Raw genomic sequence first — 23070 nt, 5'->3', positions numbered from 1 at the left:
ACATCAAGGAAAACGAAATGGCAGACATCAGCATCAGCCCGGATGAGATCCGGGCCGCTCTCAAAGACTTCGTGACCGGGTACCAGCCCGACACCACCGCCATCACCGAGGTGGGCGTCGTGGTCGATGCCGCCGATGGCATCGCGCACGTCGAGGGTCTTCCGGGCGCCATGGCGAACGAGCTCCTCCGCTTCGCGGACGGCACGCTCGGCCTCGCGCTGAACCTCGACGAGAACGAGATCGGCGTCGTCGTGCTCGGCGAGTTCGCCGGCATCGAGGAGGGCCAGGAGGTCACCCGAACCGGAGAGGTCCTCTCCGTCGCGGTCGGCGACGGCTACCTCGGCCGCGTCGTCGACCCGCTGGGAAACCCGATCGACGGACTCGGTGCCGTGCAGACCGAGGGCCGTCGTGCACTCGAACTGCAGGCCCCCGGCGTGATGCAGCGCAAGAGCGTGCACGAGCCGCTGCAGACCGGCATCAAGGCGATCGACGCCATGATCCCGATCGGCCGCGGACAGCGCCAGCTGATCATCGGCGACCGCCAGACCGGTAAGACCGCGATCGCGATCGACACGATCATCAACCAGAAGGCCAACTGGGAGTCCGGCGACCCCGAGAAGCAGGTTCGCTGCATCTACGTCGCCATCGGCCAGAAGGGCTCAACGATCGCCTCCGTGAAGGGCGCGCTCGAGGATGCCGGTGCGATGGAGTACACGACGATCGTCGCGGCGCCCGCTTCCGACCCCGCCGGCTTCAAGTACCTCGCCCCGTACACCGGTTCGGCCATCGGCCAGCACTGGATGTACGACGGCAAGCACGTTCTGATCGTCTTCGACGACCTGTCCAAGCAGGCAGAGGCCTACCGTGCCGTGTCGCTGCTGCTGCGTCGCCCGCCGGGGCGCGAGGCGTACCCGGGCGATGTGTTCTACCTGCACTCGCGTCTTCTCGAGCGTTGCGCGAAGCTCTCCGACGCGCTCGGCGCCGGCTCGATGACCGGACTCCCGATCATCGAGACGAAGGCGAACGACGTCTCCGCCTACATCCCGACCAACGTGATCTCGATCACCGACGGCCAGATCTTCCTGCAGTCCGACCTCTTCAACGCCAACCAGCGTCCCGCGGTCGACGTCGGCATCTCGGTGTCCCGCGTCGGTGGTGACGCTCAGGTGAAGTCGATCAAGAAGGTCTCCGGAACGCTGAAGCTCGAGCTCGCGCAGTACCGCGCCCTCGAGGCGTTCTCGATGTTCGCCTCCGACCTGGACGCGGCATCCCGCCGTCAGCTCGACCGTGGTGCGCGCCTGACCGAGCTGCTCAAGCAGCCGCAGTACTCGCCGTTCCCGGTGGAGGAGCAGGTCGTCTCGATCTGGGCGGGCACCAACGGCAAGCTCGACGAGGTGCCGGTGGAAGACATCCTCCGCTTCGAGTCCGAGTTCGTCGACTTCCTGCGTCGCACGACGACCGTTCTCGACACGCTTCGTGACACGAACGTGCTCGACGACGAGACGGTCGGCACGCTCGAGCGCGAGATCGACATCTTCAAGCTCGAGTTCCAGACGAGCGCCGGTCACTCGCTGATCGAACCGGGCAGCGAGCGCTACGAGGCGATCGAAGAAGAGGAAATCGACCAGGAGAAGATCGTCACGGGCCGTCGCTGAGCGACACCTTCGACGAGCTGACACCCAGACAGGAGTCCCATGGCAGCGCAACTTCGGGTCTACCGGCAGCGCATCCGCTCTGCCCAGACGACGAAGAAGATCACCCGCGCGATGGAGCTGATCTCCGCGAGCCGCATCTACAAGGCGCAGGCTCGCGTGCAGGAGTCGGCCCCGTACACGCGGGCGGTCACCCGCGCCGTAGCGGCGGTCGCCGCTCACTCCAACGTGAAGCACCTGCTCACGACCGAGGCCGAGAACGTGCGCCGCGCGGCAATCGTGATCTTCTCCTCCGACCGCGGGCTCGCCGGCGCGTTCAACTCGCAGGTCATCCGTGAGGCGCTCGAGCTCGAGTCCCTGCTCACCGAGCAGGGCAAGGAGGTCGTCTTCTATCTCGTCGGGCGCAAGGCCGTCGGCTTCTTCGCCTTCCGTAAGCGCGAGAGCGTGCGCGACTGGGTCGGCATCACCGACGCGCCGGCGTTCGACAACGCGCTGGAGATCGGCAGCGAACTGGTCGAGGCGTTCACGAAAGACACCGACGAGGGCGGAGTGGACGAGATCCACATCGTCTACAACCGCTTCGTGAGCATGCTGGTGCAGACGCCGCGCGTGGTGCGCCTGCTACCGCTCGAGCTCGTGGAGGGCATCGAAGAGGTCGAAGACAAGTCGATGCTCCCGCTCTACGACTTCGAACCGGATGCCGACACCGTGCTCGACGCACTGCTTCCCGCGTACATCCACAGCCGCCTCTACAACGCCCTGCTGGAGTCGGCCGCGGCGAAGCACGCGGCCACTCAGAAGGCCATGAAGGCCGCGAGTGACAATGCCGACAAGCTCATCACCAACTACACGCGCCTGGCGAACAACGCACGACAGTCCGAGATCACGCAGCAGATCTCCGAGATCGTCGGTGGCGCCGACGCTCTGGCTTCCCAGTAGCACTGGCCTCCCAGTAGACGTCTGACGACGAAACAGAGAGAGAAAGAAATGACACCGACAGCCACTGCCGAGAACGAGGCCGCGGTAGCGGAGACGACGCCGGGCGTCGGCCGCATCGCCCGCGTCACCGGCCCCGTCGTCGACATCGAGTTCCCGCACGACTCGATCCCCGAGATCTACAACGCGCTCAAGACGACGATCAACTTCACCGGCGACGAGGAAGAGGCGCACGAGATCACGCTCGAGGTCGCCCAGCACCTCGGCGACGACATCATCCGTGCGATCGCGCTCAAGCCGACCGACGGCCTCGTGCGCGGCCAGGAGGTGCGCGACACCGGAGCCCCCATCTCGGTCCCGGTCGGCGACGTCACCAAGGGCAAGGTGTTCAACGTCACGGGCGAGGTGCTCAACGCCGAGCCCGGCGAGAAGATCGAGATCACCGAGCGCTGGCCGATCCACCGCAAGGCGCCCGCCTTCGACCAGCTCGAGTCGAAGACCACGATGTTCGAGACCGGCATCAAGGTCATCGACCTGCTCACTCCCTACGTGCAGGGTGGAAAGATCGGCCTGTTCGGTGGTGCGGGTGTCGGCAAGACCGTGCTCATCCAGGAGATGATCCAGCGCGTCGCCCAGGACCACGGTGGTGTCTCCGTGTTCGCCGGCGTCGGCGAGCGCACCCGTGAGGGCAACGACCTCATCCACGAGATGGAGGAGGCCGGCGTCTTCGACAAGACGGCACTGGTCTTCGGCCAGATGGACGAGCCGCCGGGGACGCGTCTGCGCGTCGCGCTGTCCGCTCTGACCATGGCGGAGTACTTCCGCGACGTTCAGAAGCAGGACGTGCTGCTGTTCATCGACAACATCTTCCGCTTCACTCAGGCGGGCTCCGAGGTGTCGACGTTGCTCGGCCGCATGCCTTCCGCTGTCGGCTACCAGCCGAACCTGGCCGACGAGATGGGCGTGCTGCAGGAGCGCATCACCTCTACGCGCGGTCACTCCATCACCTCGCTGCAGGCCATCTACGTGCCCGCCGACGACTACACCGACCCGGCGCCGGCTACGACGTTCGCGCACCTGGACGCCACGACGGAGCTCTCCCGTGAGATCGCGTCGCAGGGCCTCTACCCTGCGGTCGACCCGCTGGCGTCCACGAGCCGTATCCTCGACCCGCGCTACCTGGGCGAGGACCACTACCGCGTCGCCACGACCGTGAAGCAGATCCTGCAGAAGAACAAGGAGCTGCAGGAGATCATCGCGATCCTCGGTGTCGACGAGCTGTCCGAAGAGGACAAGATCGTCGTCTCGCGCGCCCGCCGCATCCAGCAGTTCCTCTCGCAGAACACCTACATGGCGAAGAAGTTCACCGGTGTCGAGGGTTCGACGGTGCCGCTGAAGGAGACCATCGAGTCCTTCGACGCGATCTGCCGCGGTGACTTCGACCACGTCGCCGAGCAGGCGTTCTTCAACGTCGGCCCGATCTCCGACGTCGAGGAGAAGTGGGCGAAGATCCAGAAGGAGAACGGCTGACCATGGCGACCATCAAGGTCAGCGTCGTCTCGGCCGATCGCGAGATCTGGTCGGGCGATGCGTCGATGGTCGTGGCGCGGACCACGATCGGGGAGGTGGGAATCCTCCCCGGCCACACGCCGCTTCTCGGAACGCTCGCCGAGGGCGAGGTGCGCATCACGCTTCCGGGCGGGGAGCGTCTCGTCGCCAGCGCGGCGGACGGTTTCGTGTCGTTCGAGAACAACGAACTGACCGTGCTCGCAGGCAAGGCCGAGCTGGTCTGACCGGGGGACTCAGGCCGGCAGCAGGCAAGGCGGGGAGGGGGCCGAAGTGGCAGCGGTGACGGTTGACCGACAGTTCGGGGACATCCGTGTTCCGGCACTCGTGGTGATGGCCGGCCTGCCCGGCGCGGGCAAGTCGACGATCGCAGAGGTGATCAGCGCACGGTTGAGCGCGACCATCGTGTCCGTCGACCCGATCGAGTCCGCCATCCTGCACGCCGGCATCGACGCCGACCAGCCGACCGGGCTGGCCGCGTATCTCGTGGCGGAGACCTTGGCCGAGCAGGTGCTGATGTCAGGGCACAGTGTGATCGTCGACGCCGTGAACGCCGTTGAGCCTGCACGCCTGCAGTGGCGCGATCTCGCGCGGCGCGCCGACGTGCCGCTGCGAGTGATCGAGGTGGAGTGCTCGGACCCCGAGTTGCACCGCATGCGGCTGGAGAAGCGGGTGCGCAATCTGCCGCACTTCGAGGAACCCTCCTGGCGCGCCGTGGAGCAGAGCCTGGAAGACTACCAGCCGTGGAAGGGCGAGTGCGCCGAGCTGCCGCGCATCACGCTGGACACGGCGAACTCGCTAGGGCAGAACGTCGAGGCCGCCATTCGGTTCCTCGCGCCGTGAGCGGGAGGAGCCGCCGCACCGCGCGTCGCCGTGACGCTGGCGCCGTTCGCAGGCTTCGCGCGCAGGAGCCGGGCCCGGGCATTTCGTGCTGATCCTCCTGCCGCCGTCCGAGTCCAAGCGAGCGGGCGGCCGAGGCCGTACTCGCCTCGACCTGGCCGACCTGCGGTTCCCGGAGCTTATCGCCGAGCGCGAGCAGACCGCGCGGGCGCTCGTGCACGTCGCCACGAGCGGCGATCGGGATGAGGCGGCCAAGGCGCTCGGTATCCCGCGAACGCTGGTCGACGAGCTCGACACGAACGCGGCCATTTTCGATGCGCCGGTGATGCCGGCGCTCGACCGTTACACGGGCGTGCTCTTCGACGCGCTGGATGCCCCGACGCTGCCGCAGGAGGCGCGCCGCCACCTCGGCCGTACGGCCGCCATCCACTCTGCCGTCTTCGGGCCGATCGGAGCGCTCGACCGCATCCCCGACTACCGGATGTCTGCCACGTCGCGACTTCCGGGCATCCGCCTTCGCTCGCTGTGGGCATCGGCGGTCACTGCGGCGCTCGCCCAGGTCGCCGGCCCGATCATCGACCTGCGTTCGGAGGGATACGTGGCGCTCGGTCCGGTGGGCGACCGCGACGACACCGCCTTCGTGCGCGTCGTCACCGAGGGACCGGACGGCACGCGTCGCGCACTGAACCACTTCAACAAGCACGCGAAGGGGATGCTCGTGCGTGCCTTCGCGCTGGAACGCCCGCGAGTGCGCTCCGTTCACGGGTTCGTGGAGTGGGCTCGTTCGGCCGGGTTCCGGATGGAATCCGCAGCCAATCGTGAGGTCCTGCTGGTCGCTGACTGAGTTAGGATCGACTATGTGCCAGCGGGGGTCGGCACGATCATTTGCGGCGACGCCCACCGGGACGACAAGGTGACAATCAGGGCGCTCGCAGCGGCCCCACCGCTTCTCGAACACGCGGGCGAACGCAATACCGTCGGGTCGGCGAATGAGGTCGGCGCGCGTCCCCTCCGTGCGCCAGAGTGGTCGTTCACGGTGCGATGATCGGGTTTCTGATCGCCTGCGGTCGGGCAAGTGCGATACCGGTCACCACGAGGCACACCGTCAGGACCACCGGATCTCCGCCGGCCCGGCCTATGTGTGCGAGCCTGTCTGCCCGGCGGCGCGCCAGCATCCTGCCAGGTGGTCGTCGACGAGGCCCGCTGACTGCATGAGCGCGTACATCGTGGTCGGACCGACGAACCGGAACCCGAGTGCGCGCAGGCGGCGGCTCAGCGCGGTGGACTCGGGAGTGACCGCGGGAACGTCGCTCATCGATTCGGGAGCACGGTCTCGCCAATCCGCGGGCGCGAACGACCAGATCAGCTCGCTCAACGGCTGCTCCAGGGCAGCGGTCGCACGGGCGTTGGCGATGGTCGCCTCGATCTTGCCGCGGTGGCGGATGATGGCCGCGTTCTGCAGCAGCCGTTCGACGTCGTCCTCGGTCATCGCGGCGACCCGCCGCACATCGAAGCCGTGGAAGGCCTCCCGGAAGGCTGGCCTTCGCAGCAGGATCGTGCGCCAGGAGAGTCCCGCCTGGAACCCTTCGAGGCAGATCTTCTCGAACAAGGCGCGGTCGTCCCGCAGGGGAGTGCCCCACTCTTCGTCGTGGTAGCGCTGGTACTCGAGATCGGCGCCCACCCACGCGCACCGGGCGACGCCGTCGTCGCCAACAAGGAGGTCGCCGCGGCGCTGGGGCGTGGTGGCGCTGGTCGTGCCGACTGTCGCCGGCCGCGCCACGGCTTGTTCGGTGTCGCTCATGCGGCGAGGGTGATCCCTTCGTGCTCGAGGAGCCAGAGCTTCGTCGGAATGCCTTGGCCACCGCTGTACCCGGTGACGCGGCCGTCAGCGCCGAGCACGCGATGGCATCCGATGAAGAGAGGTATGGGGTTAGAGCCTATTGCTCCACCGACGGCGCGACCGGCCGTCGCCTTGCCCACCGCCATGCCGAGCTCGCCGTACGTGATGTGCTCGCCCCACCCGACCTCGCGAAGCCGGTCCCACACGGCTCGCCGGAACGGTGTGCCATCCGGCGCCAGCGGAACGTCGAACGTGCGACGCTCCCCGGCGAAGTATTCGTCGAGTTGATCGCGCGCCGTCTCGAGCACGTCGTTCGGCCGTTCCGGGAGATGGTCGCGCGGCAGTGTGCCGTCGCGCTCGATGGTGAGCGATGTGACGGCCGAACCGTCGGAGAGGAGTTCCAGTCTGCCGATCGGGCTCGGCATGCGAAGCAGGTATGCGTCCATGGCTCGACGGTACGCACGGCATCCGACACGCGAGGCGATACGGGCGGCCGCGGTGGATGCATCCGCCATTCGAATGCCTGTGGACGCAGAGACCTAGAATTCCTCCGTGGTACTCCTGGATGTCATCTCTCTCGTCGTCGCACTCGTGGCGATCGCGTTCGCGGTTGTCGCCCTGGTGCGGGCACGGACGGCGGAGGAGCGTGCGGCGGCCGCGGCATCCGGTGTCGCTCGCGCCGAGACCAACGCGCAGGCCGCCGCTGCAGGACTTGAGCAGCTCGAGACGAGAGTGGCCCAGGGCAGGCAGGATGCGGCGAATGCGGCGCAGCAGGCGGCTCGCGCTGCACAGGCCGCTGCCGCGGCCCAGGCTGCAGCAGCCGCAAGCCGACGGGAGGCGGAGGAGGCGTCGGACAAGGCCGAGCACGCCGAGGCGGAGGCGGCACGCATCCAGGCCAGCGCCCTCGCCGGTGGCGTACCGGCGGCCGCGGCCTCGTCACGCGAGCAGGCACCGGGACGCGCGACCGTGCAGCGAGCAGAGGACCATGACGTCGCGGGCCGCGGAGGAGCCACCGAGCGGGTGGTGCAGGTGTCATGGCGCCTGGAACGCGTGCGCAATTCGACCTGGGCGCTGCGCAACACCGGCCTGGCGAAGGCACAGGATGCGCTGCTGTCCGACGTGACCGTCCCGCCGAAGTTCGTGCGTCCCGACGAGGTGATCCCGCGCGATGTTGACCCCGACGACGTGCTGCAGTTCCGCGTCATGGCCGGTAGGGGAGCGCCGCCGCCTCGCATCCGCGTCACCTGGCGCGAAGGTGCCGGATCGCCCGCGTACTCCCGCGAGTTCACCGTGCTGACGGCATCCTGAGCCTCGGGATCGCGAACCGTTACAGCTATCGGCACGCGCTACACGATTCTTCTGTAGCGCGCGCCGATAGCTGTAGCGCGAGCCGATCTCCGTAGCGCGACAGCCCGACGCGTCGCCCCGTACCGTTGCGGAGTGAGCGCACACTCAGTTAGCATCGGCGCGTGCCGAAGATACCCAATCGCGCCAGCCCGCTACCCCCGGAGGAACGGAAGGCGGCGATCATCGATGCGGTGATCCCCGCCATGATCGAGCACGGCGCGGCGCTGACGTCTCGCCAGATCGCCGAGGCCGCCGGGGTGGCCGAAGGCACCATCTTCCGGGTGTTCGGCGACAAGGAGACGCTGCTCCGCGAGGCGGCCGACGTCTACCTCGACCCGGCTCCTGTGCGAGCCAGCCTGGCCGAGATCGACCCCGCCCTGTCGCTCGAGGCCAAGGTGTCGCGCATCCTCGGCGTGCTGCGGCAGAGATTCCACGGCGTGATCAGCATCATGTCCGCGATCGGGTACACCGGCTCGGAGCCGCCGCACGTCAGGAATCCGAAGCCCGGGCAGAAATGGGAGTACGTCTCCATCGTGGCGCGGCTGGTCGAGCCCGAGCTCGACCGGCTGAACGTTCCCGCGGAGCACGTCGCGCCGTTCATCCGTCTCGTCGCCTTCGCGATGTCCATTCCCGGGTTCACCGTGGAGGCCTCGTTCGACGACGACACGCTCACCCGGCTCATCGTCTACGGCATCGCAGGAGACACGACGGCCGGAAACGAGGATGCCGCACGCAAGCGGGCCGCCCGCGCACTCGTCGGAGCCGGCGCACCGGCACGCGACGCCCAGGCGGACGACACCGCGCACGACCTGGAAAGGACCCCTTCATGTTGATGCGATTGCTCGTGCGGTACCTGCGGCCGCACTGGCCGCTACTGGCCGCCGTCGTGGTGTTCCAGCTGCTGCAGTCGTTCGCCTCGCTGTACCTGCCGACCCTGAACGCCGACCTCATCGACAAGGGGGTCATCAAGGGCGACACCGGCTACATCCTCGCCAACGGCGCGTTCATGCTGGTCGTCACGCTCGGGCAGGTGATCTGCAACATCGTCGCCGTGTACTTCGGGGCGAAGGCATCCATGCGACTCGGCCGCGATCTGCGCGGCGCGCTCTTCTCCCACGTCGGCGACTTCTCCGAACGCGAGGTCACGAAGTTCGGTGCACCGTCCCTGATCACGCGCAACACGAACGACGTGCAGCAGGTGCAGATGCTCGTGCTCATGACGTGCACGCTGCTCGTGTCGGCGCCGATCCTGTGCATCGGCGGCATCATCCTGGCGATTCAGCAGGACTTCGGGATGTCCTGGCTCATCGCGGTCAGCGTGCCCATCCTGCTGATCTGCGTCGTGCTGATCATCTCGCGCATGGTGCCGCAGTTCCGCAAGATGCAGAAGCGCATCGACCAGGTGAACCGGGTGCTGCGGGAACAGCTGTCAGGCATCCGTGTCGTACGCGCGTTCGTGCGAGAGGACATCGAGCGCGACAGGTTCAAGACCGCGAACGACGAGGTCACCGAGACGGCGCTGAGGGCCGGCCGCCTGATGGCGCTGATGTTCCCGACGGTGATGCTCGTGTTGAATCTCTCCAGCGTCGCTGTGATCTGGTTCGGCGCGTTCCGCATCGACGACGGATCGCTCCAGGTCGGCACGCTGACCGCGTTCCTGAGCTACCTGATGCAGATCCTGATGGGCGTCATGATGGCGACGTTCATGTTCGTGATGGTCCCCCGCGCGGCGGTCTGCGCGGAGCGGATCGGCGAGGTGCTGAACACGGAGTCGACGGTGAAGGCATCCGAGCATCCGGTCACCCAGCTGCGGGAGCAGGGCACCGTCGAGCTGTTCGAGGTGGGCTTCGCGTACCCGGGCGCCGAGGATCCCGTGCTCAGCGACATCAACGTGCGCATCGAGCGCGGCCAGACCGTCGCGATCATCGGGTCGACCGGCTCAGGCAAGACGACGCTGATCAATCTGCTGCCGCGGCTCTTCGACGCCACGAGCGGTTCCGTGCTGATCGACGGCGTGGACGTCGCCGAGCTCGACCCCGACGTGCTGTGGGCGCGCATCGGCCTCGTGCCCCAGAAGCCCTATCTGTTCTCGGGCACCGTGGCATCCAACCTTCGCTACGGGAAGCCGGATGCCAGTGACGAGGAGCTCTGGCGCGCGCTGGAGATCGCCCAGGCGAAGGACTTCGTGCAGGCGATGGACGGCGGGCTGGAGGCCGAGATCGCGCAGGGCGGCACGAACGTCTCCGGCGGACAGCGGCAGCGGCTGGCGATCGCCAGGGCGCTCGTCAAGCGCGCAGAGATCTACGTGTTCGACGACTCGTTCTCGGCGCTCGACCTCGCAACGGATGCCCGCCTGCGGCGAGCCCTGCGCGACAAGGAGAGAGGTGCGACGTTCGTGATCGTCGCCCAGCGTGTCTCGACCATCACCGACGCAGATCAGATTCTGGTGCTGGAGAACGGAAGGATCGTGGGAGCCGGAACGCACGAGCACCTGCTGGAGACATCCGAGACGTACGCGGAGATCGTGTCGTCGCAGCTGACGGCGGAGGAAGCGGCATGAGCGAGACGAAGACGACGCAGCGCGTTCCGATGCCCAGGCGCGGACCGGGAGGCGGTGGACCGTTCGGTGGTGCGGGCATGCCCGCGCAGAAGGCGATGAACTTCGGCCCGAGCGCCAAGCGGCTGCTGGGCAGGCTGCGGCCGGAGGCGGTCGGGCTGGTGTTCGTGACGCTGCTCACCGTGGTCAGCGTGACGTTCAGCGTGCTCGGCCCGAAGCTGCTCGGCGAGGGCACGAACATCATCGTCGCCGGGTTCATCTCCAAGGGCCTTCCGGCGGGCGCCAGCCAGGCGCAGGTGCTGGAGGGGATGCGCAGGAACGGGCAGGGGCAGGTCGCGGACATGCTCAGCGGGATGCACCTGACCCCCGGGCACGGGATCGACTTCACCGCGCTGTCGCACGTGTTGATGATCGTGCTCGCGCTCTACGTGTTCGCGTCGGTGTTCAGCTGGCTGCAGGCGTACATCCTGAACGGGATCACGATGCGCACGGTGTACCGGCTGCGCAGGGACGTCGAGGAGAAGATCCACCGGCTGCCCTTGAAGTACTTCGACACGATGCCGCGCGGGGAGCTGCTCAGCCGCGTCACCAACGACATCGACAACGTGCAGCAGAGCCTGCAGCAGACGATGAGCCAGGTGCTCACCTCGGTGCTCACGGTCGTCGGCGTGCTCGTGATCATGTTCGTGATCTCGCCGCTGCTGGCCGTGATCGCGCTGGTGTCGATCCCGCTGACACTGCTCGTCACGATGGTGATCGCCAAGCGATCGCAGAAGATGTTCGTCGCCCAGTGGCGCAACACCGGCGCGCTGAACGCCCAGATCGAGGAGACCTACACGGGTCACGCCATCGTGAAGGTGTTCGGTCGTCAGCGCGAGGTGAACAAGCGGTTCGATGAGAAGAACGAGGAGCTGTACCGGGCCAGCTTCGGCGCCCAGTTCGTGTCGGGCATCATCATGCCCTCCATGCAGTTCGTCGGGAACCTGGTCTACGTGGGAATCGCGGTGGTGGGCGGCCTGCAGGTGGCGGCGGGCGTCATCCAGATCGGCGACGTGCAGGCGTTCATCCAGTACTCGAGGCAGTTCACCCAGCCCCTGGCGCAGCTGGGCTCGATGGCCAACCTGCTGCAGTCCGGCGTTGCCTCCGCAGAGCGCGTGTTCGAGCTGCTCGACGCCGACGAGCAGTCGCCTGATCCGGATGCCCCGGCGGCGATGGGGGAGACGACGGGACGCCTCGAGTTCGAGGACGTGTCGTTCCGGTACGTCGAGGACAAGCCGCTCATCGAGGATCTGTCCCTGGTCGCCGAACCCGGGCAGACGGTGGCGATCGTCGGCCCTACGGGCGCCGGCAAGACCACGCTCGTGAACCTCATCATGCGGTTCTACGAGGTGGACTCCGGCCGCATCACGCTGGACGGCACGGATATCACCTCACTTACGCGTCGCGAGCTGCGCAGTCGCATCGGAATGGTGTTGCAGGACACGTGGCTGTTCGCCGGAACGATTCGCGACAACATCGCGTACGGTCGCCCGGATGCCACGGAGGACGAGATCGTCGAAGCGGCGCAAGCCAGCTACGTCGACCGGTTCGTGCGCTCGCTGCCGGATGGCTACGACACCGTGCTCGATGACGACGCCAGCAACATTTCGGCGGGCGAGAAGCAGCTGCTGACGATCGCACGCGCGTTCCTCGCCCGGCCGAGCGTGCTCATCCTCGACGAGGCGACGAGCTCGGTCGACACCCGCACCGAGCTTCTCGTGCAGAAGGCGATGAGCGCGCTGCGGCAGGGACGAACGAGCTTCGTCATCGCGCACCGGCTCTCCACGATCCGCGATGCCGATCTCATTCTCGTGATGGAGTCGGGCCGGATCGTCGAGCAGGGCACCCACGCCGGGCTCCTCGCTGCCGGCGGCGCCTACTACTCGCTGTACAACGCTCAGTTCGCTGGAGCCGTCACCGACGAGGTCTGAGCTTTCCGTCCACAGTGGGCAGGACAGCGCTCGAGTGAACGGATGCCCGTGGTCGCCTGCCACGGGCATCCGTCGCGCGACACGCTGGTCGCCATGCCCGAACGCATCGTCGCCACCGACACCCTCGACCTCCTCTCCCATGTTCCGGAGCTGATCGGCTTCGAGCCCGAGCGCAGCCTCGTGCTGATCACGATGAGCGGCTCCACGACCTGCGGAACGTTTCGGGTGGACCTGCCCGACCGGCCGGCCCGCGGCAAACGCGGGCGTCCACCGAAGGGCGTGGCGCTCGCCGAGTACGCGGCCACGGTGGTCGGGATGGCGTGCCGGGTGCGCCGAGCGGACGCCGTCGTGCCGATCGTCTTCACCGACGACTCGTGCGCCGGCGGGACGCCGCACGCCGAGCTGTTCGCCGAGCTGCGCACCGCCGCGGTCTCCGCCGGGTTCACCGTGCGCGACGCGCTGTTCGTGTCTTCCGACGGTTGGGGTCACGAGGGGGAGGCCGCGCGCCCCAGGGACGAACTGGATGCCGCATGGCGGTTGCGGCGGCTCGATCCGGACTGCCTGCCGGTGCACGATCCGCCGGCGCGAGAGGCGGAGCTGCCGGAGGTCGATGCCGCGGAGATCGAGCGCACCAGGTCCGCGCTCGATGCCCTTCGCCTCGAGAAGCGGATGCCCGACCCGATCTGGTTCGCCGAGTTCAGTGCGGGCTGGAGGACGTCCGCCATGGGGCCGGCGTCCGCCGCCCTCACTGCACGCGTGTTCGACGATCCCAGTAGCAGGGATGTCGTGCTCTTCACGTGGATGTGGGGGAGGACGACCGGACGACGCGCTTGGCGGTTCCGGGAGCAGTGTGCAACCGGCGCTCCAGTGGCGGACGAGGAGATCGCCATGGCGCTGGTCGGACTCGGGCGAATGCCCCGCCCGAGTGCGCAAGGTGCGCGTCGCGGTATCGAGCTCGTGCGCCATGTCGCGGCCCGGTTGCCGGCGGCCGAGCGCGCCCCTTGCCTGGCATCGCTCGCCTGGTTGAACTGGGCGCTCGGCAGAGGATCGGTGGCGGGGGAGTATGTGCGCGCGTCGCACGAGGCGGATCCGGGATACCCGTTCGCCGGTCTTGTGGAGACACTGCTCGACGCGGGCGCGCTGCCCGAGTGGGCGTTCGCCGACCGGGACACGCCAGAATGAGACGAAGCAGCGTACCTGGCAGGGGAGGGGACACGTGGCACAGGGGCAGCCGTTCGGACGTCACCGTGGATTCGTGCACGCGACGGCTCCTCGCCCGCCGGAGGACGACTGGATCGTCATCGTCGGCGAGTCGTTCGTCGCCCTCATCGAGGCGGCACCGGGCGAGCGCGGCATCCAGTCGCTCGCGGCACTGGCAGGGGCCGCCGAGACCGAGCTGGAACGCGTGGTCTCCGCGATCCCGGTGGGCGAGAACGGGGTCGACTCGTTCGCGGTCGTGCACTTCGACGCGGACGGCGTCGACGGCTGGCAGATCACCGCCGTCGCTCGAGGGCGAGCGGTGATCGACGTCTATTCCGTGGGAGGGGCGCGACGATTCTCGTCGTCGGGCATGCAGCCATGGCTCATCGCCACGTTCCGCGATGTCGTCGCCGTTGAGCTCGGCGGCCCGGCCAGACGATTCGACAGCGTAGCGCGGCTGACGTCGGCGGCGTTGCCGATCGGCCTCGGAATCGCGAACGCCGGATCGGTGTTGTGGTCCGCCGCCGCACCCGAACGGCCGGTGGCCCGAGAGACCGAGGACGGTGCGGATGCTCGTGCGCGATACGCGAGGCCGCCTGCCGCGCTCGATGACGACACCGTGCGTCGACCACCCGCCTCCGCCCCTCCGGGGTTCGACGAGGAGACCGTGCGGCGTAGTGGACCAGCCATGCAGGTCAGGCTGGCACCGCGGAGTGAGCCGGACGAGCTCACCGTGGAACGGGCGTCACTCTTCCGGCCCCCGCCGACGCCGACACCTCAGTTAGGGGCGCTGCCGGCGCCGACACCGCAGAAAGGACCGGTGCTGCCCCCGGCGCCGACCACGGCACCCCTGCTGCCCCCGGCGCCGGCCACCGTCGTCGAGCCGCCGTCCGAGAACGGCGAGGTGCGCGGCCGAGTGCTGGTGGGCATCCGCGGGCAGGAGCAGATCCCGCTCGAGCGTCCCGTTGTGTTCGGACGGCGGCCCATGTCGACCAGACGGTCGGGCATCGACCCCCTGTTGGTGGCGGTGCCGTCACCCGGTCAGGAGATCTCGGCGTCGCACGTACGGATCGAACCGACCGGGCGGGTCGTCGTCGTGACGGATCTGAAGTCGAGGAACGGCACGCGGGTGAGCGTCGACGGCCGACGGGCCAGAAGGCTGCGTCCGGGTGAGTCGTTTGCGGTGCACGGTCACGCGGCGGTCGAGATCGGCGACGGGACTATCATCGACATCACCCCCGTAGGCTTGATCTCGTGATTCGTCGATGTGCGAACGCCGGGATGTGTCCATGCCGGGGCACGGCCCGAGACGGCGACCCGGACCCGATCGCCCCGCAGACCCAGCCGAGAGGATGCTCGCGTGACACAGATCGGGCGCAGCAGTAAGCGGCACCACATCGCCGTGCCCGGCAAAGACGCGCGGATCACCCTGACCTGGGCGGCCCTGACCGACAAGGGCTATCGGCGGGCGGTGAACGAGGACAGCCTGATCGCCAAATCGCCCATCTTCGCCGTCGCCGACGGGATGGGCGGCCACAGTGCGGGCGACGTGGCCAGTGCAGCCGTCGTGAACAGACTGTCGGAGCGGGTCTCCGCGCAGTACGTCGACGAGCGCGCCATCGACTCGTCGCTGCGGGCAGCGGTCGCCGACATGGACAAGGGCGCGGGGCAGACCGAGCTCGGCACCGGAACGACCGTCACCGGATTCGCGCTCACCCTGGCAGAGGGCGAACCCAGCTGGCTCGTCTTCAACATCGGCGACTCCCGCGTGTACGAGCTGGAAGACGGCGAGCTCCGCCAGCTCACCGTCGACCACTCGATCGTGCAGGAGCTGCTCGACGCCGGCGCGATCACGCCGTCGGAGGCCGAGGTGCACCCGCACTCGAACGTGATCACCCGTGCCGTCGGGTTCAACGAGGACCCGGTTCCCGACTTCAGCCTGGTTCCGGTGGTGGCGGGCACGAGGCTGCTCGCCTGCTCGGACGGCCTCACCAAGGAGCTGACCGAGCACGGCATCCGGCACTTCCTCACGGTGGGCACCAGCCCGCTCGATGCGGCGGGACAGCTGATGGATGCCGCGCTCGGCAACGGAGGCCGGGACAACGTCACCGTGGTCGTGGTCGACGTGCTCGGCACACCGGATGCACCGGTCTCGTCCCCCAGACGCAGCGCAAGAAGGCGCTGAGCGGGGCGGCACCGAGAAAGAACGAGACGTCCGTCGAGCCCGCGGGCCGAGGCCGCCGTGCGCCGCCTACAATGGTGCACGTTTCCCCGGCCGGGGACGATGACGACCGACGAGACCGGGAGGCGCGCATGGCCACGAGGCTGCCCTCCGCCCCGCCCAACCTGCCGGGGTTCTCGTACGTCCGGGCGCTCGGTTCCGGCGGATTCGCCGACGTCTTCCTCTACGAGCAGAACATGCCGCGCAGGCAGGTGGCGGTCAAGGTGCTGCTGGCCGAGGTGGTCACGCCCAGCGTGCGCGCCATGTTCCAGGCAGAGGCCAACCTGATGGCGCAGCTGAGCGCCCACCCGGCCGTGCTGACCGTGTATCAGGCGAGCGTGGCATCCGACGGCCGCCCGTACCTGGTCATGGAACTGTGCTCTCCCGTGCTCAATCGGCGGTACCGGGCCGATCCGCTGAGCGTGCCTGAGGCGCTCGCGATCGGCATCAAGATCGCCGGCGCCGTCGAGACGGCGCACCGCGCGGGCGTGCTGCACCGCGACGTGAAGCCGTCGAACATCCTCACGACCGCGTACGGGCATCCGGTGCTCTCCGACTTCGGCATCGCCGCGACCATCGGAGACGCCGAGCTGACGGATGCCGTGGGGCTGTCCGTGCCATGGTCGGCTCCCGAGGTGCTCACGGACCAGACGACCGGCACCGTGGCCAGCGAGGTATGGGCGCTCGGTGCCACCGTCTACTCGCTCATCGCCGGGCGGTCGCCGTTCGAGGTGCCGGGCACCGACAACTCGTCAGCGCAGCTGATCTCCCGCATCCAGCGCGCCAAACCGGAGCCGATCGGGCGCGAAGACGTTCCGGAGCGACTCGAGACCGTGCTGCGTCGTTCGATGTCGAAGCGTCCCGAGGCGCGACAGCACAGCGTGCTCGAGTTCATCCGCGACCTGCAGTCCGTCGAGGCGGAGCTCGGGTTCTCGCCGACGCCCGCCGACGTGGCGACCGACGAATGGGTCGCTGCCGCGGTCGTGGAGGACGAGGACCGTACCCGGGTGAAGGGCGTGGTGTCCGTGTCGCCCGAGCAACGGCGCAGGCGACGTCGTGACGGCGAGACGCACACGGGAGAGCGCAGCCAGGGACGAGAGACCGGGGCAGCCACGACCGGCCGGCCGGCTCGGATGGGCGCCGGTGCGAGGTGGCTGATCGCCGCGTGCGTCGTGCTCGGCGCCGCCTTCATCGGCACGCTCTCGTTCGTGCTCGTGCGTGCCGCGACGCCCAGCGACATCCCGGTCGTGCGCAACATCGAGGGGCACGTGGTGGGCGGCTCCATCGAGTTCAGCTGGCAGGACCCCGGCTTGGCCTCCGGCGATGAGTACCAGGTGAGTGTGGACGGAGCCTCGTCGAGCCTGCAGCGCAGCACGACCTTCACGGTCGACTCCGCCGACCGGCGAGTGTGCCTCACTGTGACGGTGAACCGCTCCGGCCGCACGGGTGAGACCAGTGCCGCCAAGTGCGTCGATCCGGCGGGTTCGTCGTGATCCGTTCCTTCATCGGCCGTCACCGCACCGCTGCGCTCCTCCTGCGTCACCGCTCGGTGACGCTCACCATTGCGGCGGGGGTGGTCATCATCGCGCTCGTGACGACCATCGCCATCGTCTCCGGCGGGTTCGTGCAGCAGCGCATGGTGCTCGGAGATGCGGCGGTGTGGGTCACGAATTCCTCCAAGCAGTTGCTCGGGCGCGCGAACACGCAGGTGAACGCGCTCAACTCGGCGGTGACGGCCGGTGACGAGTCGGTCGACGTCGCGCAGCGCGGCAAGTCTGTGCTGCTCGTCGACCGCAGCACGAACACCGTCTCGAAGGTCGACCCGGCGACGGTCACGGCGGGCAAGGCGGTCGCGCTGCCCCCGAAGGATGCCCAGGTCGGCATCGCGGGCTCGCGCGCCGTCATCCAATCGCTGGCGACGGGCCGCATCTGGCTGGTGCCTCTGACCGATCTGCAGTCGTACACATCGGCATCCACCCCGACTGTTGACCTCGGAAGCCGGATCATCACCTCGCTCACCCCGGACGGCACGCTGTTCGCCTACTCGCAGCAGGCCGGGACGGTCTACCGGATCGACGCTGCGACCGGTGACAGCGTCGCCCAGACCTGGCACATCGGCCCGCTCACGAAGCACCAGTCCGCCGCCGATGTGCAGCTCACGTCCACGGGAGGCGACTGGGCGCTGTACGACGACGCCGCGCGCGTTCTGCGCACGTCCGGCGGCACCAGAACGCTGCCGGCCGTCGTGGGCGATCAAGGGGTGCTGGCGCAGGCATCCGACGCGAACGTCGACCTCACGATCGCCTCGGACTCCGGCGTCTACCTCGTGCCGGGCAGCGGTGATGTGCGACGGGCGTTGCAGGGCGGATTCGGCACGGCCGCCGCGCCCGTCTGGGTGAACGGATGCCTGTATGCGGCCTGGGACACCGGCCAGACGTGGCGCTCCTGCTCGGGCGGTGAGGCCGGCCGATCGGGAACGCTCGCCCAGGTCCGTCCCGGCGCAGAACTCGCCTTCCGCGTCAACGACGACACCGTCGTGCTCAACGACACGGTGCACGGGACGACATGGTCGGTGCAGCACGGCAACAGCGTGATCGACAACTGGGCGGACTTCGCCAAGCAGAACGACCAGACGCAGCAGACCGAGGAGAACACCGAAGACAAGCCGCCGACGTACGAGAAGACTCAGGAGCCGCCCGTCGCCGTCGACGACCAGTTCGGTGCGCGTCCCGGCGTCACGACCCCGCTCCCGGTGCTCCTGAACGACTACGACCCGAACGGCGACGTGCTCGTCATCGACTCGTTCACCCCGGTGCCGCAGGCGACCGCTCGCATCCAGCGCACCGCCGACGACCAGGAGCTGCAGATCACGCTGCCGTCGGACGCGCACGGTCAGATCGACTTCGACTACACGATCAGCGACGGCCGCGGCGGACAGGCGAACGCCCACGTCACGGTGACGGTGCGGCAGCCGAACGAGAACTCACCGCCCGTGCAGGTGCGTGCCACGAAGGCGACCGTCGCCGCCGGGGGACGGGTGTCCACTCAGGTGCTCGGCGATTGGTACGACCCGGACGGCGACCCGTTCTACCTCACGTCAGCATCGACCGCATCGCCGAACACCGTGACATTCACTCCGCAAGGCACCGTCACGTTCACGGATGCCGGCAAGGGCGGGAGCCTGCAGTCGGTCGCGCTCACCATGTCGGACGGGCGCGCAGAGGCGCACGGCTCCCTCACCGTGACCGTGCGGCCGCCGACGGACGTCCCGATCATCGCGGAGCCGTTCGTCGCCACCGTGGTCGCAGGGGACCAGATCACGATCTCGCCGCTCGCCCACGTGCGCGGCGGCGTCGGCCCGGTGCGACTGGCATCCGTGCCGGAGAAGCCGGACGTCACGCTGAGCCCCAACTACGACGAGGGAACGTTCGGGTTCACTTCCGACTCGGCAGGCAGCCACTACGTCGAGTACACCGTGACCGACGGCTCCACGACCGCGACCGGAGAGGTGCGCGTGGTGGTCACGATGCCGCAGGATGCCGGCGACACGCCGGTGACGGTCCCGCACACCGCCTTCATCGAGCAGCAGAGCTCGCAGGAGGTGGACGTGCTCGCCACCGACTTCGACCCGGCGGGCGGCGTGCTGCTGATCACGGCCGCCCAGTCGCCGGCCGCCAATCAGGGCGTTCGCGTCGAGGTGCTGGAGCAGCGCATCCTGCGCGTCACACTGACCGGTCCTCTGGACGGGCCGGTCTCGTTCGGGTACACGGTGAGCAACGGCACGGCGCAGGCGCAGGGCACCGTGCGGGTCATCGAGATCCCACGACCCGCCGTGCGGCAGCCACCGGTGGCCAACCCCGACAGCGCGACCGTGCGCGTCGGCGACGCCATCGACATCCCCGTGCTCGACAACGACTCGCAGGCCGACGGCGACGATCTCACACTCGACCCCGTGCTACCGACACCGTTGCCGAAGGGTGCCGGATTGCTGTTCGCGTCAGGTAACGAACTCCGCTACCTCGCGCCGGACAAGCCAGGGAACTACACGGCCGTGTACCGGGTGGACGACGCCGACGGCCAGTGGGCGACGGCGCAGGTGACGATCGCGGTGCGCGAGCTCGACCTGCAGTCGAACCGTCCGCCCATCCCGCAGACCGTCACAGCCCGGGTGCTGGCGGGCAACACGGTGCGCATCCCGATCCCGCTGAACGGCGTCGACCCCGACGGCGACTCCGTCAAGCTCGTCGGGCAGTCGACGAACCCGCAGAAGGGCGCAGTGACGGAGGTCGGGCCCGACTGGATCGAGTACCAGGCCGGCGACTATGCGGCGGGCACCGACACGTTCGACTACACGCTCGTCGATGCCCTCGGAGCGCACGCCGACGGCACGGTGCGGGTGGGCATCGCGCCACAGGACGGCGCTGCCCGCAACCCGGTCGCCGTGGAGGACCAGGTGACGGTGCGGCCGGGCCGAACCGTCTCGGTGCAGGTGCTCGCGAACGACTCCGACCCAGACGGCAGCCCGCTGCACATCGCCTCGGTGCAGCGCACGTCGAACGGCATCGCCAAGGCGAAGATCTCGGGCAAGATCGTGAAGATCGTCGCGCCGCAGAAGGAAGGCCGCTACGGGTTCATCTACACGGTGCAGAACGACACGGGCGGATCCAGTTCCAACTTCCTCACCGTCGTCGTGACCAAGAACGCGCCGCTCGCGCATCCCGTCGTGCAGGACACGGTGGTCGGTCTCGCCGACATCCTCGGACGCTCGCAGATCACCGTGAACCCGCTCGCGAACGTGTTCTTCGCCGACGGTCCCGTGTCCAGCCTGAAGCTCTCCATCGTGCCCGGCTTCGGTGACTCCGCCCAGGTGACCTCCGGCGGTCACGTGCGGGTGCGCATCCAGGCGAAGTCCCAGATCATCCCGTTCAAGGTCGCTCATCCCGACGACGCGAGGGTGGCGTCGTACGGCTTCATCTGGGTCCCCGGCTACGAGGACGCGCTGCCCCAGCTGAAGCCGGGAGCGCCCAAGCTGACGGTGCCGAGCGAGAAGACGCTCGTCATCGACCTGAACGACTACGTGGTCGCCGCCGGCGGCAAACACATCAGACTGACGGATGCCTCGCACGTGCACGCGACGCACGCCAACGGAGACAGCCTGGTGCGCGACAACCACACGCTGGTGTTCACAAGTGCTGCACGGTACTTCGGGCCGGCATCCATCTCGTTCGAGGTGACCGACGGATCTTCGGCGAGCGATCCGAAGGGTCACATCGCCACGCTCGCGCTGCCCATCACGGTGACCGCACGCGACAACCAGCCGCCGACGTTCACCGGCGCTCAGGTGGAGTTCGAGCCTGGGCAGCAGAAGACGCTGGATCTGACGAAGCTGACCAGATACCCGTACGCGAAGGACCAGGCGGAACTGCAGTACCGAATCCTGGACCCGAAGCCCGACGGGGCATCGACCTCGCTGCAGGGCACGCAGCTGACCGTTCAGGTCTCCGACAAGACGCCGAAGGGCACGCAGCTGAGCGTCCTCGTCGGCGTACGCGATGCGGTGAACGACGGCAGGGCCGGCCGCATCGACATCACCGTTGTGCCGTCGACGAGACCGCTCGCCGTGCCGCAGCCCGACCAGGTGACCGCAAAACGCGGCGCGACGACGAGCGTCGACGTGCTGGCCAACGACCAGGCGACCAACCCGTTCCCCGCAACGCCGCTGACCGTCGTCGCCGTGCGCGGGGCATCCAACGGATCACTGCCGCAGGGCGTGCAGGTGACCCCTAGTGCGGACAGGTCACGGCTGACCGTGTCGGTCGCGCCGAACGCGCAGCCGGTGGACACCACGCTGCAGTACGAGGTGGCGGACGCGACGGGCGACCCGGACCGGTACACCTGGGGGACCGTCGTCGTCTCGGTCCAGGATCGGCCGGCTCCCGTCTCGAACGTGCAGATCACGACCATCGCCGACCGCAGCCTCACCCTGAGCTGGACGCCGGGCGCCTTCAACAACTCGCCGATCACCGGCTTCCAGGTGACCGCGACGATCGCGGCGACGGGTGCGACGTACTCGACGACCACCTGCACGACGACGGTGTGCGCGATCCAGACGCCCGGCAACGGTCCGGACCATGCCGTGCAGCTGACCGTCCGGGCGCAGAACGCGCTCGGGCTGTCCGATCCCACCTCGTACGTCGAGCAGGCCTGGTCCGACGTGGTCCCGAACGCCCCCTCCGGGGTCTCGGCGCTGCCCCTCGACCACGGCCTGCGCGTGGTCTGGACCAAGCCGGCGAACGCACCGGGAGCGAGCCCGATCACCTCCTACCTGGTGACGCTCGGCGGCCTCACCAACGCGGTGCAGGTCAACGGCTCCGACGCACCGGGCACCGCGTACGCACTGAACGTCACCGACGCCGGCATCGCGAACGGCGCCTCCATCGGCTTCACCATCGCCAGCAGGAACCAGTTCTACCAGTCCAGGGCGACCTGGAACCAGACGTCCGGCAGCGGGGTGCCGGCGGGTGCGCCGGTGCTCACCGGCATCGCCCCGGTCGCGACGCCGGACCAGACGGACGGCACGAGCGCGACGCTCAGCTGGTCGAGCGTGTTCGGCTCCAACGGCAAGGCGATCACCGAGTACTACGCCGGGGTGTTCCAGGGCGGCGCTCAGCCGCGCTGCACCGTCACCGGGGTCGACTCCGGCAACCCGGTGCTGAGCACCGACCCCGAGTCGTCGACGTTCAAGAAGACGGAGGGCGGCAGCGTCACCTTCACGGGGCTCCAGCCGAACCAGCGCTACACCTTCGTCGTCTACGCCTACAACGGCCAGGGCTGCACGGCGAGCTCGCTCATCTCCGCGACGCAGCGGCAGAAGCCGGGGAGCGTGCGCGACGTGGCGATCACCGGTCCGGTGCAGAACCTGGGGCGGTACTGGGACTTCC

Annotated in this window: 17 protein-coding genes; 15 read left to right on the top strand and 2 right to left on the bottom strand. The window is 68.5% G+C overall.

Annotated features, from left to right (window positions below):
- The first annotated feature begins 17 nt into the window (after positions 1 to 17).
- The 6 genes from atpA to ACTHNC_RS00610 all read left to right on the top strand — a co-directional run bounded on the left by atpA (position 18) and on the right by ACTHNC_RS00610 (position 5838).
- The gene (atpA, locus tag ACTHNC_RS00635; protein WP_440292652.1) at positions 18 to 1655 is read left to right on the top strand and encodes a F0F1 ATP synthase subunit alpha; all 1638 of its coding nucleotides are present in this window, start codon (positions 18 to 20) and stop codon (positions 1653 to 1655) included.
- Between the two features lie 39 nt (positions 1656 to 1694).
- Positions 1695 to 2591, top strand: a complete 897-nt coding sequence (locus ACTHNC_RS00630; RefSeq protein WP_440292651.1) for a F0F1 ATP synthase subunit gamma — start codon at positions 1695 to 1697, stop codon at positions 2589 to 2591.
- A gap of 48 nt (positions 2592 to 2639) precedes the next feature.
- The gene (gene atpD, locus ACTHNC_RS00625; RefSeq protein WP_440292650.1) at positions 2640 to 4118 is read left to right on the top strand and encodes a F0F1 ATP synthase subunit beta; all 1479 of its coding nucleotides are present in this window, start codon (positions 2640 to 2642) and stop codon (positions 4116 to 4118) included.
- Positions 4119 to 4120: 2 nt separating this feature from the next.
- Complete coding sequence (locus ACTHNC_RS00620) at positions 4121 to 4381, top strand: F0F1 ATP synthase subunit epsilon (RefSeq protein ID WP_440292649.1); 261 nt, start codon at positions 4121 to 4123, stop codon at positions 4379 to 4381.
- Positions 4382 to 4436: 55 nt separating this feature from the next.
- Positions 4437 to 4997: an AAA family ATPase gene (locus ACTHNC_RS00615; RefSeq protein WP_440292648.1), complete on the top strand. Its 561-nt coding sequence runs from the start codon at positions 4437 to 4439 to the stop codon at positions 4995 to 4997.
- A gap of 85 nt (positions 4998 to 5082) precedes the next feature.
- Positions 5083 to 5838, top strand: coding sequence for a YaaA family protein (locus tag ACTHNC_RS00610; RefSeq protein ID WP_440292647.1), 756 nt, complete (start codon positions 5083 to 5085; stop codon positions 5836 to 5838).
- Positions 5839 to 6129: 291 nt separating this feature from the next.
- Here ACTHNC_RS00610 and ACTHNC_RS00605 read toward each other — a convergent pair whose 3' ends face one another.
- On the bottom strand, positions 6130 to 6795 hold the full coding sequence (locus ACTHNC_RS00605; protein ID WP_440292646.1) for a DNA-3-methyladenine glycosylase I: 666 nt from the start codon (positions 6793 to 6795) through the stop codon (positions 6130 to 6132).
- Positions 6792 to 7280 carry a methylated-DNA--[protein]-cysteine S-methyltransferase gene (locus tag ACTHNC_RS00600; protein ID WP_440292645.1) on the bottom strand — a complete coding sequence of 163 codons (489 nt, stop codon included), beginning with the start codon at positions 7278 to 7280 and terminating at the stop codon, positions 6792 to 6794. Before ACTHNC_RS00600 ends, ACTHNC_RS00605 begins: the two co-directional genes overlap by 4 nt.
- A 106-nt stretch (positions 7281 to 7386) precedes the next feature.
- On the opposite strand from ACTHNC_RS00600, the gene ACTHNC_RS00595 reads away from it, so the two are divergent.
- The 9 genes from ACTHNC_RS00595 to ACTHNC_RS00555 form a co-directional block, all read left to right on the top strand.
- Complete coding sequence (locus ACTHNC_RS00595; protein ID WP_440292644.1) at positions 7387 to 8142, top strand: hypothetical protein; 756 nt, start codon at positions 7387 to 7389, stop codon at positions 8140 to 8142.
- 161 nt (positions 8143 to 8303) lie between these two features.
- The gene (locus ACTHNC_RS00590) at positions 8304 to 9014 is read left to right on the top strand and encodes a TetR/AcrR family transcriptional regulator (RefSeq protein ID WP_440292643.1); all 711 of its coding nucleotides are present in this window, start codon (positions 8304 to 8306) and stop codon (positions 9012 to 9014) included.
- The gene (locus tag ACTHNC_RS00585; protein WP_440292642.1) at positions 9008 to 10741 is read left to right on the top strand and encodes an ABC transporter ATP-binding protein; all 1734 of its coding nucleotides are present in this window, start codon (positions 9008 to 9010) and stop codon (positions 10739 to 10741) included. Before ACTHNC_RS00590 ends, ACTHNC_RS00585 begins: the two co-directional genes overlap by 7 nt.
- On the top strand, positions 10738 to 12708 hold the full coding sequence (locus ACTHNC_RS00580; protein ID WP_440292641.1) for an ABC transporter ATP-binding protein: 1971 nt from the start codon (positions 10738 to 10740) through the stop codon (positions 12706 to 12708). Before ACTHNC_RS00585 ends, ACTHNC_RS00580 begins: the two co-directional genes overlap by 4 nt.
- Before the next feature lie 42 nt (positions 12709 to 12750).
- Entirely contained in the window at positions 12751 to 13890 is a 1140-nt protein-coding gene (locus ACTHNC_RS00575; RefSeq protein ID WP_440292640.1) for a DUF4192 domain-containing protein, read from the top strand.
- 34 nt (positions 13891 to 13924) lie between these two features.
- The gene (locus ACTHNC_RS00570) at positions 13925 to 15166 is read left to right on the top strand and encodes an FHA domain-containing protein (protein ID WP_440292639.1); all 1242 of its coding nucleotides are present in this window, start codon (positions 13925 to 13927) and stop codon (positions 15164 to 15166) included.
- A 102-nt stretch (positions 15167 to 15268) separates the two neighbouring features.
- Positions 15269 to 16093, top strand: coding sequence for a PP2C family protein-serine/threonine phosphatase (locus ACTHNC_RS00565; protein WP_440292638.1), 825 nt, complete (start codon positions 15269 to 15271; stop codon positions 16091 to 16093).
- A 128-nt stretch (positions 16094 to 16221) separates the two neighbouring features.
- Entirely contained in the window at positions 16222 to 17622 is a 1401-nt protein-coding gene (locus ACTHNC_RS00560) for a serine/threonine-protein kinase (RefSeq protein ID WP_440292637.1), read from the top strand.
- On the top strand, positions 17619 to 23070 hold a 5452-nt coding region (locus ACTHNC_RS00555), incomplete at its 3' end, for an Ig-like domain-containing protein (protein WP_440292636.1). The genes ACTHNC_RS00560 and ACTHNC_RS00555, both read left to right, overlap by 4 nt.

Source organism: Humibacter sp. (genome assembly GCF_051954055.1).
GTDB lineage: Bacteria > Actinomycetota > Actinomycetes > Actinomycetales > Microbacteriaceae > Humibacter.
The sequence above is the reverse complement of the archived record's forward strand: the minus strand, read 5'-3'. Positions and strand labels throughout refer to the sequence as shown.